Origin of the sequence: Virgibacillus indicus (assembly GCF_002266285.1) — a bacterium.
Lineage (GTDB): Bacteria > Bacillota > Bacilli > Bacillales > Amphibacillaceae > Virgibacillus_K > Virgibacillus_K indicus.
Genome location: NZ_NPMS01000007.1, coordinates 1 through 15,985, shown reverse-complemented (window position 1 = coordinate 15,985; position 15,985 = coordinate 1). Strand labels below are relative to the sequence as shown.

Below are 15,985 nucleotides of genomic sequence, written 5' to 3'. Positions count from 1 at the left end.
TTTATATTTTAATCTTAGTTTGCTTTTCTGTCTGTTAGTTCATCTTGTTTATTAAGCTGTTTTTCCTGGGACACTGTCCTTGACATTATCAGGAAGTATATCCCAATTATTAAATAACCGATTGCATACTCCTGAGATGCATTAAAAGCTATTGCTGGTGCGTGAATGATGCCAAAAAACGAAAGCAGCATACCAGAGAAAGAGAATAGCGATGCCCGCTTGAAATCAACATCAATAATACACACCACTATCGCTCCTAAAATGATCGCAGAAATAAGTGCTCCCTGCCCTAATGGCACAATAGCTGAAGAAATACCAGCCACTACCTCCTCTGCACCGCTATTAAACCGAGTCATGATATAATTTGAGAAGTATGGAATCATAGCGATTGCAATGGCAGGGAAATATTTACTATGGGATGTCTGATAAGCGGTTGCAATCATGGAGATTCCAATGAATACCATAATCGGTGCAATTGCCGAAAGGGGAATAATAGACGAGATGACGGCAACAAGTCCGAACATTGCAGCCAAAACATAAACAATACCGTTTAATATACTATACCCTCTTCCAGCACCCATCCATTTAGAACCGGTAGATGCCATGTACACGGTAGTAGGGAAGGCTCCGCCAAAAATCGGACCAACCATTGTACCAATACCATCAACAATCATACTTTCCTTAATATCATATTTATCCCCAAGCGCTCCAACTGCCTCCACATTATTCATTGTTTCAATTGCATTATAAATCGTGATGGGAAGTACAACAGCAAAAATAGTTGCCGCAGTACCAAAAAGCAGCCCCAGGCCTTCAATAGTGGCCAGTGTAGGAAGGAATGGATAAAATCCTAATTGGGAAAGGCCTTCGGTAACTCCGCTCAGTTTTGCATATCCCAAAATATATGCTAATAACGTTCCAACAATAATTGCAAATAATGTGGCTGGAATTTTGAAAGGCATAGCTATTTTACCAATGATACCGACTATGATAATCGCAAGAACTACGAGTCCAATGACAGGAATTTGCAATGTATTAAACATCATTTCCCCAGCAATGAAAGTGAGTGCCAAACCTGCTAATGCACCGAGCATGGCAGCCCTGGGTATGTTTTTGTGTATCCATCTGCCAATGAATCCCATCAGTGCTTCCACTATTCCACTTATAAAACATGCGGCAACAGCAATTTTCCATGCCATTTCATGACTTTCTGTAAGCGCCAGTGCTGGTGCCATAACTCCAAACAAAAACACGAACATTGGCGGTGTGCTAATACCATAGGCTAATGCCGTTACATCCGTACGCTGCTCTTTAATTGCCAGCCTTTTTGCCATATGGGCGTAGTACAAATTACCAGCCAATACAGCAATTGCCGCACCTGGAACCACACGGCCAAATACAATTTCTGCTGGAAATCCCATACCTAACATCGAAACCGATATAATCACAAAGTTCGCCAGGTTGTTTTGAAACAAAGCAAAAAATGCATCCGTATCTTCTTTTTTATACCATGGATAATGAACTGCGGTTTTACTCAATTACCTTCACTCCCTATTAATTGTTTGAAACAACTTCAATCCAATTCTTGGGATGTCCTAACAAATTTCCATTACTAAATCAGAAAAAATTGCATTCAATTGTAGAATAAACTATGTGGAAACCTCCTTCCCATGCTTTTATCAACTTTAATAAAAGCGCTTTCATTTTTTTCTAACTATAGCATTTTGACAAGTTCATATTCTGCTTTGATAGCTAGTAAAATAAACTTTAGTCAAAAAGTAAACCCTTGCTGCTTCAGAAAAAAACCGCAGATTTAGAATATTTCATCCGTCGAGGAAATATTCTAAATCTGCGGTTCAAGTAACCCCCGTATAACAGAGACTTTATGTAACCGCTCATAAACAGCCTGGATCAAAAACGGACTTGCGTTAATGCTCCAATGCCTTAAGAAAATTATAAAGGTTAATTAGATTGTCAGGGAAAGAATAACTTGTCAGCTGGAAGAAATTCGATGGGGTATACAAGTTTTAAAAACAATATATGTACATAATGCCTCTATTATCTATTTTCAGGGTCAACAATCGGTGAGTTTTCTTTATCAAAAATAACTACACAGCATGCATGTTCTGTCACTGTATCATAATCTTTTAAAACTGATACTACCGAGTGACCTGTAAGCTCTTCAATTTCTTGTTTCAATTTCGCTTTAAATTCGGAGATAAGAGCTGCATCCGCATAGGCTGTCAGTTCTTTAAAATTTTTACTCAAAGCTGTAAAAGCAGGAACTCTTTTGTGTTGAGCGAAGATGATAACCCTGTCATATAAAAAATTGATCCGTTGACTAACTACCCCTGTTGCATATAATTCCTGGTTAATTCTATTATATGCTTGAGCAATGGTCTTTTTTAATAAGCGACTTTCATTTGCAGTTAGCGTTACATTCAATTTTCTACCCTCCCCTATTACTCAATATATTAGTCAACCTATTTATATATGTCAAGCTATTTTTTGAAAATTTATAATAATTATACACTGCATTTTTATTGGAAAAACCTTAGTAAACTTGGCTTATCACCAAGCTTTAATGGCGAAAGCCTTAGTTGCACTTATACTGATTTCCTTAAAAGTTATACTTTCCTATCAGTGTAAAAAAGGAAATGCTTATTTCGCATCCCCTTTTTGTACAAACATTTTTTATCTTTAAAGATCGTCTACACTTCCTGTTCTGTTAATTCAGATACTGATTTCTTTGATGGAATCATATTGAATACGATATTCAGCGCTATTGCTGTAACACTTCCTGCCACAATTCCATTGCTTGTTAATATTTGAACACTTGATGGAAATTGGGAGAATAGTTCAGGTACTACGGTTACCCCAAGGCCCATGCCAACAGAGCAGGCAATAATCATTGAATTTTCTGGGGAATTTGTAAGAACATTGCTTAACATTTTAATTCCTTGTGAAACCACCATCCCAAACATCGCTATCATTGCCCCGCCAAGCACAGCGGTTGGAATGATTGTTGTGACAGCAGCAATTTTAGGTATAAAGCCTAGAGTAACCAGCATGATGCCCATGATAAGAATAACTTTTTTGGATTTTACACCTGTCATCTGAATTAAACCAACGTTTTGTGAAAATGCCGTATAAGGAAATGCATTGAAAATACCGCCAATCACAATTGCCAAGCCTTCTGCACGGTATCCACTGGAAAGGTCTTTTTCATTCAATTTCTTTTTAGTAATATCACTTAATGCAAAGTAAACACCTGTTGACTCCACTAAGGATACCATCGCTACTAAGATCATTGTCAAAATGGCTGACCATTCGAATGTAGGCATACCAAAGTAAAATGGTTCTACCATATGAAATACAGATGCTTCTATAACTGCATCAAAATTAACTTTCCCCATAAATGCAGCTACTATTGTTCCCGCAACGAGTCCGATCAGAATTGAAATGGATCGAGTAAAGCCCTTAGAGAAACGATACATTAAAACAATAAATAAAAGCGTTCCAAAAGCTAAAGAAATATTAGATATGGAGCCAAAGTCACTTGCTCCCTGCCCACCACCCATATTGTTAATAGCTACAGGAATTAATGTAATTCCAATAATTGTTACAACAGAGCCAGTTACGACCGGCGGGAAAAAGCGGACGAGCTTACCGAAGAAACGGCTGATCAGAATAACAAATAAACCGGAAACCAGGATAGAACCATAAATTGCCGAGATTCCATATTGTGCACCAATGGCAATCATTGGTCCTACAGCTGTAAATGTACAGCCAAGAACGATGGGCAGTCCAATTCCAAAAAAGCGATTTTTTACGACTTGTAATATCGTTGCAATTCCGCACATTAAAATATCAATGGCTACCAGATATGTCAGCTGCTCTGAAGTTAACCCCAAAGCCTGGCCTACAATCAGCGGAACCAAAATGGCTCCAGAATACATGGCAAGAAGATGCTGGATGCTTAATGCTGCTGTTTTCATATAGATGAATCCTCCTCGTTAAATGTAACTTTTCCATCTGCCAATGAAGTTATATTTGCCAATGATTCCACTCGAATACCACGTTTTCGAACAATACTTCCCCCATCCTGAAAGCCTTTTTCAATAACGATTCCCACTCCTGCAAGCGATGCTCCCGATTGATTAACAATGCCAATCAATCCATCAACTGCCTGTCCATTTGCAAGAAAGTCGTCAATGATAAGGACAATATCGTCATTTGAAATATAATCCTTTGAAACAGAAATCTCATTCGTTTCTTTTTTTGTGTATGAATAAACCTTTGCTGAATATAAGTGGTCAATAAGGGTCAGGGATTTACGCTTTCTAGCAAAAATCACCGGAACACCTAATCTCAGACCTGCCATTACAGATGGGGCAATCCCGGATGATTCCAGTGTTAAAATCTTCGTAATCCCCGCGTTTTTAAAACGCTCTGTAAATTCTCTGCCGATTTCTTCCATCAATTCAGGGTCGATTTGATGATTTAAAAATGAATCCACTTTAAGAACAGATTCAGAAAGTACCTTTCCTTCTTTAACGATCTTTTGTTTTAATAAATCCATTGTTTTCTCCTTCCATGGCGATGCTAGTAAAGTTAGATTTAGTTCTACGAAAAAAAGCCCGAAGAATATGTCTCCCAGCTATGAGGGAGCAAATTCTCCGGACTTTGAAAAATGCCGAATTAAATGATCGAATTCCTAACTAATAGGAAACTCCAATCATTCCGCTGCTTCTCATAGTCGGTTTATTTACGGTAAACCGGTAGAAACTTGCAGGCCATATCCCCGCGATTATATGAAAATAGTATTCAATTAAAGAATGTTACTAGTATAGCACGTGATTCAACATTTTCAAGCACCTGGAAAAATAAAAAACCATTCAAACAATTTCGAGAATACGCCACTCAGTTATTCCCATTCCAAAAACTCAATCCGATTGCCAAATGGGTCTGAAACGTAGAATCGATTTGCACCAGGCAAGCGATCATCTATTGAAAATTCTATATTTTTTTCTGTTAAGAAGGTTTTCATAATTTCAATATTTTTCACAAGGATTGCAGGATGTGCTTTTTTTGCTGGAGCAAACGGCTCTTCAATACCAATATGTATTTGGATATTTCCCGCCTCGAACCAAACACCACCATTTTTTCTAAGTGAACTTGGTTTCTCGACTTCTTTAAAACCCAGCTGCTCGCTGTAAAAACTTCTAGCCAAGTCCTCTGTTCCACCAGGTGCTGCTAGTTGAACATGATCAAATTTTTCATAATAAAAATCCATTCAATCGCCTCCTCTTTTTATCTTAATCATAGCTTTAGATGACAGATAAGTATAATATACATTTGTTATCAGAAGATGAAAGAATTACTTATAGGGGCCAGATTCTGTTCTAATTAAACGTAAAAAGATCAGTTTCCAAAAAGAAACTGATCCCGATTATTTGTATAAGTACAGGCCACAATTGCCGTATTGAGTATAAAAAGTTTTAAACCACCACTTCTCCAAGTGGGTGTTTGCAGAAACCATCCTGTCTTCCGCTGCATGTTGACGGCTCGACATTACTGTCCCGATATAAAACTCCCTATTCATCTGTTAGAGGTTAAAACTTATTTGAATACGTACATCGTAGCTTGTATTTATATCATATACCTTCCTCAACTAAATTTCAATGGGAATTTTATCCTAACTTCAAAATAGTAGCTCATATACTTCCGTTAGTTCTTTCACCCTGATATCATGTTGGACATTTTTAGCATATTTCAATTCCTGCTCCAGTACATCATTTAAATACTGTATCTCTTCTTCATTCAGAACTTTTACAAATTCACCTTCACCTGTATAACTTTTTGATTCAAGCTTGAAACAATTTGCTTGCACATTTCGCTTTCTTTATAATTTGACAATGATTCACGCAAATAATCTAATGTATAGTCGATCTTATTCACCTTCTAAATCTTCGTGTTTTTCTTTTTTGATCGTTGTTCAAGCTGCGACTTTGGCTGCTGATCGGCCGTATCTTCGGTTAGCCCTTGAGGATTCACACTCGAATTTATCCTTCTTTTACTCCAATTATCATTCTTTTTAGCCAATTAAAACACCTCCATTCATTAGTGTTTCATTTTACTTTTATTCTATGCTTCAGATTTATTTATATAAAAGGTGGCGGTAATCTTGGTGGAAAAAAGAACACTGCAGTTGCACAGCGTTCTTTAAATCATTACTTTTCACTCAGTCCTTCATATTGATCCCTTAACGAACGTTTCAGCACTTTTCCACTTGGATTTTTCGGAAGTACATCTGTTATATCCACATATTTTGGAACTTTAAATTTCGATAGCTTATCTTTACAAAAATCGATTACTTCTTCGTTGGTCAGAGTAAAGCCTTCTTTAGGAACTACTATTGCTGTCACTGCCTCAATCCAGTAAGCGTCGGGAATACTAATAACGGCAACCTCGGAAACACCTTCTAATTGATAAATTGTTTCTTCAACTTCCCTGCTGGAAACATTCACTCCACCTGTATTGATCATATCTTTTTTACGATCGATAATCGTTACATAACCTTCTTCATCCATTACGCCAAGGTCACCGCTATGGAACCAGCCGCCCTTAAAAGCTTCCGCTGTTTTTTCTGGGTCATGCAGGTAGCCCTTCATCGCATGTGGGGTGCGATGGATAATCTCTCCTATCTCTCCGCGTGGCACCTCAACATCATTCTCATCCACAATTTTGGTTTGCACATTTAATGTTGCAACACCGGCTGAACCAAGCTTTCTCAATTGGTCTTCGGGCTGCAATGCTGTAGCTAGTGGAGCAACCTCTGTCTGTCCATAGAAATTCCAGAACCGAGCGTTTGGCAGTCGATCCGCAAGCTCTTTCAAAATTTCACGTGGCATAATTGCTGCACCATAGTAGCATTTTTCAAGCGTAGATAAATCACGTTTATCAAAATCAGGATGACGAAGGAGAGCGATCCATACCGTTGGCGGGCAAAAAAGCTGGGTTGCTCCCTCTTCCTCAATCGTCTTTAAAATCAGTTCCGGACTTGCCGCTCCAAGAATAATTCCACTGGAACCAACATAAACACTTGGTCCTAAAAACACATGCAGCTGGGCACTATGATAAAGTGGCAACGCATGAATTGCTACATCCTCTGAATCCATTTTTCCATCCACAATACAGCTCACATATTCATTAATAATACTTTTATGTGAGAGCATTACCCCTTTCGGACGCGATTCTGTCCCGCTTGTATATAAAACATGTGCCAGATCGTCATCATAAATTTCCGCATCAACAAAATCTGCCGGCTGATCTTTAGCTGCAGCTGATAATGGCTTCCAATCAGATAGTTTTCCATTATAATCAGCAGGTACATCCATCAAATATCTATGTTTGATTTCCAATCTTCCTGCACTTTGGTCAAGTACTGGAGCATATTCTTCGGAAGCAATAAACCCAGCAGCCTCTGCGTGTTCCAGAATGTACTGGACATCTTCAATTTGCAGCATATAGTTGATTGGAATCATTACAGCACCAATACGGGCTAAGGCAAAATTAGTGATGACAAAATCCAGACTGTTTTTCGACATTACTGTAATCATATTTCCTTTTTTCATTCTATCTTCAAGAAATGCATTAGCTGTCTGGTTTACCAGATCATCCAGTTCTGCATAGTTCAAACGTTTCCCATTGTATGCAAATGCGAACTTGTCCGGCATGCGGTCCCTGGTTCTGGCCAATAAATCTCCCAGCGTATTTCTTCGTGCACGTTCCAACATCTTTCCTAGTTCATCATGTACATTTGTTTCGGTGTTCATTTTCCCCACTCCTCAAATGAAATTTCGATGACTTTTTTTGCGCTGAATATTCTTTGTTTTAGTTTAATTCAGATAATTGGTTAAAGCAAGAATATGATATAATTTAATAACAAATAGAGATATATTGGAGGGGGAGAAAGATGAATAATGAGTACTTCGTTGGCTGGGGAACCCTCGCTTTAATCAACGCAGGTTTGGCTCAGGGTAAAAACAGAACTGGCCTTAATTGGTTCCTGCTTTCATTATTCCTTGGGCCGATTGCGACATTCATATTATTGTTTGTTGAAAAACGATATGAAGATTAATATTGCCCACAAAAAAACCAGCTCAACTCTGCTGGTTTTTAATTATCCTGAAGTTCCTTTTGCAATGTATCAATTTGTACAATTATTTTACTTGAAACTACTTCAAAATCCGTAATTTCTTTATTTGCCTGTGCCGTTTCTCCAGCTTCTGCCAATTGATAAATTTCATCCATTTTATTGTGAAAATCAGAATGCGTTTTCTCTAGTGCTTTAAATGAAGGTGTTTTGGTTACTTCTTTAAAGTCCGTTTTCATTTGCTCCATCCATTTTCCAAGCCTGCATGCTGCAGCATGATTTTCATAGTCTCTATCCTCTGAATGGAAACCGAGAAGCTTATTATACAGCCACCATCCATAAAGACGATGCTCAGTTTTAACGACGCGAAGCAGCTGTCCGGAAGTCAGATCGGGAATAACGCCAATCACTTCTTTTCTTAGTTCATCAACCTCGACACTTGCATCATAAATAGATTTCCCAGTAGTGTTGGATTGCTTCTTGATTTTTTCAGTATGGTCATGTATTAAAAGAATCCTGTCGGTAATGTCCTCTGTCGCTGCTGATTGTTCTTCGGCTATTGCAGCAATATTTCCTGTAGAGTCTCCAACATCTTTTATTTGATTCATAATTTGTTTCATTACATCAATTGAATTATTTGCTTGTTCCACACGTTCTGTCAGAGTTGATGACATTGCTTCAACAGTTTTCCCAACATCTTTGGAATCTTTTAGCATTTCCTCAATCATTGTACTGATTTGATTCACCGATTTTTTCGTTTGTTCGGCTAATCCCCGCACTTCACTGGCCACAACTGAAAACCCGCGGCCGCTTTCCCCGGCACGTGCCGCTTCAATCGAAGCATTTAGTGCCAAAAGATTTGTTTCATCAGCAACATTTTGAATCAGCTCAACAACCTGTGTAATTTGCTGAACACCTGTCGTTAGATGGCCTATTTTTCCTTCCATATTTGTAAAATCATCAGCCATTTTTAAGAATCCATTTAATGAGCCCTGAATGATGTCATGTCCTTTTTGCGAATCATCAATCATTTTAACCGTATTACTGGACACAGATGTTGCATTTTCAGCAACCTGTTGGACAGAATCGCTAAGCTCTTTCGCTGCATAGCTAATACTGGAAGTTTCTGTAACAGTCGATGCCACTTCACCCAGTAATTTACTTACCTTATCTGCTCCAATTACACTTTCCATCACCTTATTAATATTTTCAACCAGATAAAAATCATTTGCCTCCTGATACGATCCAAGAACAACCAATGAATCAAATGTAATAATCCGATTAAGAGCAATTAGTATATCCATTAATTCTCCTGGCTTTGAATGAAAACGTGCAACAATTAGGGGAATCATATATTCATACACACGTACATAAGAACCGATGAACCATTCATCTGTCAGGTGAATTCTGCTATGTATTCTCCCAATTTCCCTTCGATATTCAATATAGCTGGCGTCCAGTTCAGGTTTTGTCAGCTGCTTATAATATAGAGTTATCAGCCTTACATAACCCTCATAATTTGTGTTGTTCTCAAATAATTCCTTTATTTTAGGAATCATCATAATCATATTGTAATGTCTTTCGGCAATAATAGCTGCATGTTCTTCCATAATATCATCGATTTTTCCCAGGGCAGCTAAGTCCTTTTTTGTAAGCTGACATAATTTAAGTAATTCCTTGATGCTATATGAATTATCAACAGAGATATCACTATTCTCCAGTGAAGTGATATGATCTTTTGGTTTTGCTTTTGTAAAAAGCATGGAAACACCTCCTAAGTCTATAGTCCCAGAATAATGTTTTTTACACAAGATTAAATTTTCCATTATAAAATCTTTTTGGTTTCTCCGTGTTAAATTTCACATAAATGTCAAAAAGTCCTTCCCCTGGGAAGGACCCTTGTAATTTATTCATTATCTTTCCAGTACAACTCTTGTGTTTCCAATCATGTCGTGTATTCCTTGCTTTTCATTGGTAAATGCTGCAACCGCATATAGAAATACTGCAAAGAAAAACACACGATGAAGGAATCTTCCTACCACTTCCCTAAAAAGGAGATCGCTCCATCTTAACGGCTCATCATCTTCGCGAATGACCCGTAAACCAAAAATCATTTTACCAAGCGTCTGGCTAAAGTATTTGGTCATCAGTAAAAAATACAGATAGAAGAAAACTGCTCCAAGAATTCCCGTCAGCGTCCAGTATCCAATATCGATTAAGGAGCCATCATTGATAAATTTAAATGGACTAAGCAGGAGGCCATTAATGCTGAAAATAATGACTAAATCAGCGAGGTACGCCCAGAAGCGCATCCAAAAGCCTGCATATAGTCTTTGAGTAACTGTTTTAGTGGTTGTTTGATATACTTCCTTTTCTTCACTCACTCTTGACCCCTCCTTATTCCGAATATAAATACATTGCCCGTGGAGCATTTGATTCTCTTAACAAATCCTTTATTCCAATTAAATCCGACTCTGTTCGAAATAGGCTTTGTACAGCCCCACCTAAAAACCGGTTGATACCAAAGCTGTTTTCATATTCAATTACCGCTGCATTATCCAATTCATAATCCTCTTTCAGCATTGCAATGGTGTCATCCAGCGAGCCGAGCTCATCAACTAGCCCTATTTCTTTAGCCTGCGATCCCGTATAAATCCGCCCATCTCCTATTTCTCTGACTCTTTCTTCAGACATTTCACGTCCATCAACAATCACCTGAACAAAATCTCCATATAGATCATCAATCATCGTCTGCAGTAATTCACGCTCTTCATCTGTCATAGGACGTGATGATGACATTATGTCCTTAAATTCACCACTTTTAATTGTATTAAAATCGATACCATGTTCGTCAGCAAATTCTGCAAAATTAAAGCTTTCCATGATTACACCGATTGAGCCTGTCAGTGTTGCTGGATGTGCGATAATTTTATCTGCTGGTGCTGCAATATAGTATCCACCAGAAGCTGCAGTATTCCCCATTGAAATATATACAGGTTTCTCATGTTCTTCTTGTATTTCTACAATTTTATCGTGGATTTCTGCACTTTCCACAACACCGCCACCCGGTGTATTCACACGTACCACAATTGCATCAATACCCCGGTCCTGTCCTGCTTCGTCCAGCATTTCCAAAAATCGTTTGTGATTATATGCATTTGCATTAATGATTGGATTTGCAGCTGCAGACTGGATAATACCGTCAAGGCGAACTACAGCAATCTTATCAGTCCCCTCTCCTTCCTCAATCACTTTTTCATCAAACTTCTTTTCTTGAGAATTAAACAACTGATCAAAGTTTGCTGTTGCTGCACTAGAAATCACCTGAAATCCAATGGAAACCACAAATAAAACTGCTGCAACAATTAATGCAATCCATCTCTTTGTACTCATATGTATGTCCTCCTTCATTTACGTTAATTCAAATCATACACTACTTCAGTCATTGTTCACTATTTTATTGGAAAGTATAAATGCGAAAAAAATAAGAATAGACCACCACTTCAGGTGATCTACTCCATATTATTTAATACTTCCTTCAGCTGCTGTACCTCTTCTTCAGTAAGAGTTATTCCTTTTCCCATCTTTTCTTTATCAGGAGCCCAGTCCCTGAGATCATACTTCGGGTCCCGTCCATTCCAGCTGACTAGGTTCAATTCCTTTATCCAGCCTTTTGGAGATTCGGAAACCACTCCGATTGTTTTTACAATTTCGTATTTAATTTCAGCCATTTACATCCCTCCTCCTAGAAATAGATTCTTTTGCTCTTCCTTGCCCGTTTCGATTTTGGTGGCACATATCCTCGTTCATAAATTCTGCCCTTTGTCATATTGCATGTCTCCAAAAGGATGTCCAAATTATTTGCATGCTTTTCTTTTAGTGCCTTCATGAAGATTTTAGCAGCAACCCTCGCATCCTCCAGCGCGTGGTGATGCTCAAATATGATCTGGTGATGGGCTGCAAGCGTATTTAGTTTATGGTTTTCCAAGTCTGGCCATACACGTTTTGAAATATTTGCTGTACAAAGATAATCCATTTTCGGATATGGCAGCTTAAAATAATCCAATGTCTGTCTTATCACACTCATATCAAAACTCGCATTGTGAGCTATTACTAGATTATTAGACAGGTAGCTGTCAAGCTTTGGCCAGAGCTCTGAAAATGTTGGAGCATCACTGACATCATTTGCTGTTATGCCATGAATATATGTGTTGAAAGAATTAAAATTCATCAGTGGATTTATTAAACTATAATACTCATCAATTATTTCATTTTCGTTCGCAACTACCACACCAATTGCACACGGGCTGAATCGTTTTTCATTGGCAGTTTCGAAGTCAATGGATACAAAATTCATAATATAAGGTCTCCTTAATCCAGTGTTTCTTTATTAATAATAATAACATTTCAGATTCTATATTATAAGAATAAACACCCCATTACTGAAAAAGAAACATGAAAATGAACCCCCTTCGGAAACACCTTAGTCCAAAGGGAGGCTCACTAGTATCCTTCTAAATCTATTTATCTTCTTTCCTGCTCTATTTCTACAATACCTCCTGTATTTACGTCGACAGATACTTCAAATCTTGTGCCTTGATTTGTTACAATATCCACTTCATAAACCTGCATTCCATTTTCTGTATCAAGTTCAATTTTCACTACTTGACCTGGGATTTGCTCCAGGGCAATATGCATTGCCTCTTCTATCGTAATTCTGCGATATGCATTATGATAATGATTAAACCCTCCCTGTGGCTGCCAATGATTTTGCCTGTAACCGTTCGGATGATACCATTGATTCATTATAATCCACTCCTCCCGTTAGCTTTGTAATCTCACTTATTATCCTATTCCATAGCCTATTTTGGGTGCCTTGTACTGAAAGAAAATAGGTAATTACCTATTTAGCTGCTATAAAAACAAAAAATTTCCAAAACTCTTGTTGACAATAACTAAAAACAGGTGTATGTTATTAATTAACAAATAACTGAATATCCAAATTTCTTATCCAGAGAGGTGGAGGGACTGGCCCTTTGATACCTCGGCAACAGACTTTTTATAAGTACTGTGCCAATTCCAGGAGCATGTATGCTCGAAGATAAGGAGAGCTTTAGCAGGCCTTTGATGCGTAACCCTCTTCTTATTTTTGAGAAGAGGGTTTTTTATTTTGAAAAGGGAGTGGCAGTATGTCAAAAGATTTATTGAAAGTATCAACTGAATTATTGGAAGCAATCAATACCTTAAAAAAGAAGGAATGGGTTGACCTGACACATGCATTTGGACCGGATTCGCCACATTTTTCAGCATTTGATTCAGCCGAATTTAAAACACTTTTCGATCATGACGATGGCTTTTTCGCGCAAAACTTCTCATTTGCTGGTCAATATGGAACACATATCAATGCTCCAATCCATTTTGTCCGTGAAACAAGATACCTTGCAGAATTAGGTTTGAAAGAACTGGTCCTGCCACTTGTCGTAATTGACAAATCAAAGGAATCTGAAGAAAATAATGACTTTACAATGTCGGTAGATGATATTTTAACGTTTGAAGCAGAACATGGAGAAGTTGAAGAAGGAACCTTCGTAGCACTTCGTACAGATTGGAGTAAAAGATGGCCCGACAGTGATGCCTTCAACAACATAGATGCAGATGGAAATAACCATCTTCCGGGATGGGGGCTGGAATCTTTAAAATTTTTATTTGAAGAACGAAAAGTCAAAGCAATCGGACATGAAACATTCGATACGGATTCCGCTATTGATTTTCAAAATAACGGCGAGCTTTTGGGAGAATATTATGTACTCGATCAGGATACATACCAGGTTGAACTCCTTGCCAATTTAGATAAAGTACCGGCTAAGGGTGCGGTAATCTTAAACATTGTTCCAAAACCCGATAAGGCATCCGGATTTCCAGTAAGATCATTTGCAATTTTGCCATAAGAGTTCTTTAAATTTTTTAAAAATATAACAGGAAGAGGGTATTTATTATGACAACTACATTAACAAAAGCACCATTCAGAGCGGATCACGTTGGGAGCCTGTTGCGCCCGGAAAGTGTTCATAAGGCAAGAAAAGAATTCAAAGAAGGAAAAATCACCGGGGAACAATTACGGGAAGTTGAGACAAAGGAAATTAAACGAATTGTTGATAAACAAATTGAAATTGGACTGGAAGCAGTGACAGATGGTGAATTCAGACGCAGGTTTTGGCACACTGATTTCCTGGAACACTTAAATGGATTAGAAGGATATGTCCCTGAAAAAGGATATATCTTTGATGGGATCGAAACAGAAAAATACAACGTTCGCAATACCGGCAAAGTTTCGTTCAATCCGGATCATCCATTTGTAAAAGATTTTATAGAATTTAAGGATATCGTTGGTGACCGTGCCATTCCAAAACAAACGATTCCAAGCCCGAACCAATTATTTGAAAAAGGCATACGAAATAATGAAATCTATTCCGATATCGAAGAATACGCAAACGACATCATTAAAACATATCAAGATGCATTGAAGGCATTTTACGATGCTGGTGTACGCTATTTACAACTGGATGATGTATATATTGCGGGGCTTTCCTCGGATAGTTTCCAATTGATTGATGGCGGATATTCAAGGCAGCAATTAATCGAATTAGCTTTACGTATCATTAATGAAGTTTTGGAAAATAAACCGGAAGATTTAGTTGTAACAACACATCTATGCCGTGGAAACTATCAATCTACCTGGGCATTTGAGGGAAGCTATGCTCAAATCGCGCCAACACTGCTCGCAAAGGAAAAAGTAGATGGATTTTTCTTAGAATATGATGATGACCGCTCTGGAAGCTTCGAACCATTAAAACATATTCCAGAGGGGGGACCTCAAGTTGTTCTAGGAGTTTTCACTTCAAAAAAGGGTGAACTGGAAGATAGAGAATCTATTAAAGCACGTATTAAAGAAGCTTCACAATATGTACCAATTGAACAGCTATGCATCAGCCCACAATGCGGGTTTGCATCAACACACCATGGCAATAAGCTGACAGAGGAGCAGCAATGGGGGAAACTGAAATATATTGTTGATGTGGCAAAGGAAATTTGGAAATAATAAAAGATTTAATGCCATTGGACCTACAGCAGGCAGTCTGCTAGTGATGAAGCAGTACTACCATTTAAGCGAACAGTGCACAGCTGTTCGCTTCACTTATGGTATTTCTAAAATATCCCAGGCTGTAATGATTCCTAACAGTTTTTCGGAAGGATTGCCGTTTCTGGTTATAAGCAATGCCTCCAGACGTCTCCCTTTGCCAATATGCCTTTTAAAAATGTCAACAGCCTCATATACCGAAGTGGAGCTGCCTATGAATTTATAATTATCTCCTTCCTCAAATGGCAGCACATTTTTCAATGAGGTTTCCACAGGAACTGAATAGTTATTTTCAATGTTCATTGCGATCCAATTGGTGATCCCCTTCTGTGTGATCAGACCCTTGAATTCAGTTCCATGATAGATTGGAAACTTTGATAAACACTGCGGGCGAATTCCGGAATAACTCTTTTTGGCTGTAAAAGTTCGTTTTCAATTTTAATAATCCTTGCAACAACTGAATCATGAGGTTCAGCAATTACAGAATTTGGTTCTAGAAAGCCCACACTTTCAAGGGTGGGATGAACGGAATTTTTCGCAATTGACGAACGCATGTTCCTTGTGCTATAGTGAATTTATACATGTTTCTACGGAAGGAATGGTGTTTCTTGGCGAAAGAAAAGAATCCTACTTTTATCTTAGAACTCAAATTATCTACTGAATTGTGGCAAACGCATATTCTGAATACT

17 protein-coding genes, 1 other RNA gene, 1 pseudogene and 2 riboswitches are annotated in these 15,985 nt (G+C 38.1%); of the genes and pseudogenes, 3 read left to right on the top strand and 16 right to left on the bottom strand.

Annotated features, from left to right (window positions below):
• Window positions 1-14: 14 nt before the first annotated feature.
• From CIL03_RS13950 to CIL03_RS13910, 9 genes and pseudogenes are all read right to left on the bottom strand, one after another.
• The gene (locus CIL03_RS13950; protein WP_094886492.1) at window positions 15-1,538 is read right to left on the bottom strand and encodes a solute carrier family 23 protein; all 1,524 of its coding nucleotides are present in this window, start codon (window positions 1,536-1,538) and stop codon (window positions 15-17) included.
• A gap of 520 nt (window positions 1,539-2,058) precedes the next feature.
• The gene (locus CIL03_RS13945; protein WP_094886491.1) at window positions 2,059-2,445 is read right to left on the bottom strand and encodes a Na-translocating system protein MpsC family protein; all 387 of its coding nucleotides are present in this window, start codon (window positions 2,443-2,445) and stop codon (window positions 2,059-2,061) included.
• Window positions 2,446-2,711: 266 nt separating this feature from the next.
• Window positions 2,712-3,998, bottom strand: coding sequence for a nucleobase:cation symporter-2 family protein (locus CIL03_RS13940; RefSeq protein WP_094886490.1), 1,287 nt, complete (start codon window positions 3,996-3,998; stop codon window positions 2,712-2,714).
• On the bottom strand, window positions 3,995-4,582 hold the full coding sequence (locus tag CIL03_RS13935; RefSeq protein ID WP_094886489.1) for a xanthine phosphoribosyltransferase: 588 nt from the start codon (window positions 4,580-4,582) through the stop codon (window positions 3,995-3,997). Before CIL03_RS13935 ends, CIL03_RS13940 begins: the two co-directional genes overlap by 4 nt.
• A 154-nt stretch (window positions 4,583-4,736) precedes the next feature.
• Window positions 4,737-4,838: riboswitch (purine riboswitch) on the bottom strand.
• Between the two features lie 89 nt (window positions 4,839-4,927).
• Window positions 4,928-5,296 carry a VOC family protein gene (locus CIL03_RS13930; protein ID WP_094886488.1) on the bottom strand — a complete coding sequence of 123 codons (369 nt, stop codon included), beginning with the start codon at window positions 5,294-5,296 and terminating at the stop codon, window positions 4,928-4,930.
• A 168-nt stretch (window positions 5,297-5,464) separates the two neighbouring features.
• Window positions 5,465-5,651, bottom strand: a non-coding RNA gene (ssrS, locus tag CIL03_RS13925) — 6S RNA.
• Window positions 5,652-5,704: 53 nt separating this feature from the next.
• Window positions 5,705-5,895, bottom strand: a pseudogene (locus CIL03_RS13920) (sporulation protein).
• Between the two features lie 69 nt (window positions 5,896-5,964).
• The gene (sspL, locus tag CIL03_RS13915) at window positions 5,965-6,105 is read right to left on the bottom strand and encodes a small, acid-soluble spore protein L (protein WP_094886487.1); all 141 of its coding nucleotides are present in this window, start codon (window positions 6,103-6,105) and stop codon (window positions 5,965-5,967) included.
• Between the two features lie 128 nt (window positions 6,106-6,233).
• Complete coding sequence (locus CIL03_RS13910) at window positions 6,234-7,838, bottom strand: acyl-CoA synthetase (RefSeq protein WP_240508087.1); 1,605 nt, start codon at window positions 7,836-7,838, stop codon at window positions 6,234-6,236.
• A 140-nt stretch (window positions 7,839-7,978) separates the two neighbouring features.
• On the opposite strand from CIL03_RS13910, the gene CIL03_RS19870 reads away from it, so the two are divergent.
• The gene (locus CIL03_RS19870) at window positions 7,979-8,143 is read left to right on the top strand and encodes a hypothetical protein (protein ID WP_165767965.1); all 165 of its coding nucleotides are present in this window, start codon (window positions 7,979-7,981) and stop codon (window positions 8,141-8,143) included.
• A gap of 38 nt (window positions 8,144-8,181) precedes the next feature.
• On the opposite strand, the gene CIL03_RS13905 is transcribed toward CIL03_RS19870, so the two are convergent.
• From CIL03_RS13905 to CIL03_RS13880, 6 genes are all read right to left on the bottom strand, one after another.
• The gene (locus CIL03_RS13905) at window positions 8,182-9,921 is read right to left on the bottom strand and encodes a methyl-accepting chemotaxis protein (protein WP_206207707.1); all 1,740 of its coding nucleotides are present in this window, start codon (window positions 9,919-9,921) and stop codon (window positions 8,182-8,184) included.
• Window positions 9,922-10,071: 150 nt separating this feature from the next.
• Window positions 10,072-10,542: an RDD family protein gene (locus CIL03_RS13900; protein ID WP_240508086.1), complete on the bottom strand. Its 471-nt coding sequence runs from the start codon at window positions 10,540-10,542 to the stop codon at window positions 10,072-10,074.
• 13 nt (window positions 10,543-10,555) lie between these two features.
• On the bottom strand, window positions 10,556-11,551 hold the full coding sequence (gene sppA / locus CIL03_RS13895; RefSeq protein ID WP_094886484.1) for a signal peptide peptidase SppA: 996 nt from the start codon (window positions 11,549-11,551) through the stop codon (window positions 10,556-10,558).
• Window positions 11,552-11,670: 119 nt separating this feature from the next.
• Entirely contained in the window at window positions 11,671-11,889 is a 219-nt protein-coding gene (locus CIL03_RS13890; protein ID WP_094886483.1) for a YdbC family protein, read from the bottom strand.
• Between the two features lie 14 nt (window positions 11,890-11,903).
• Entirely contained in the window at window positions 11,904-12,515 is a 612-nt protein-coding gene (locus CIL03_RS13885; protein WP_094886482.1) for a 3'-5' exonuclease, read from the bottom strand.
• Between the two features lie 167 nt (window positions 12,516-12,682).
• Window positions 12,683-12,964: a PepSY domain-containing protein gene (locus CIL03_RS13880; protein ID WP_094886481.1), complete on the bottom strand. Its 282-nt coding sequence runs from the start codon at window positions 12,962-12,964 to the stop codon at window positions 12,683-12,685.
• A 198-nt stretch (window positions 12,965-13,162) separates the two neighbouring features.
• Window positions 13,163-13,266: riboswitch (SAM riboswitch) on the top strand.
• 81 nt (window positions 13,267-13,347) lie between these two features.
• On the opposite strand from CIL03_RS13880, the gene CIL03_RS13875 reads away from it, so the two are divergent.
• On the top strand, window positions 13,348-14,106 hold the full coding sequence (locus CIL03_RS13875; RefSeq protein ID WP_094886480.1) for a cyclase family protein: 759 nt from the start codon (window positions 13,348-13,350) through the stop codon (window positions 14,104-14,106).
• 47 nt (window positions 14,107-14,153) lie between these two features.
• Window positions 14,154-15,257: a 5-methyltetrahydropteroyltriglutamate--homocysteine S-methyltransferase gene (locus CIL03_RS13870; protein ID WP_094886479.1), complete on the top strand. Its 1,104-nt coding sequence runs from the start codon at window positions 14,154-14,156 to the stop codon at window positions 15,255-15,257.
• A gap of 96 nt (window positions 15,258-15,353) precedes the next feature.
• Here CIL03_RS13870 and CIL03_RS13865 read toward each other — a convergent pair whose 3' ends face one another.
• Window positions 15,354-15,599 carry a CBS domain-containing protein gene (locus CIL03_RS13865; RefSeq protein ID WP_094886478.1) on the bottom strand — a complete coding sequence of 82 codons (246 nt, stop codon included), beginning with the start codon at window positions 15,597-15,599 and terminating at the stop codon, window positions 15,354-15,356.
• Window positions 15,600-15,985: the final 386 nt, after the last annotated feature.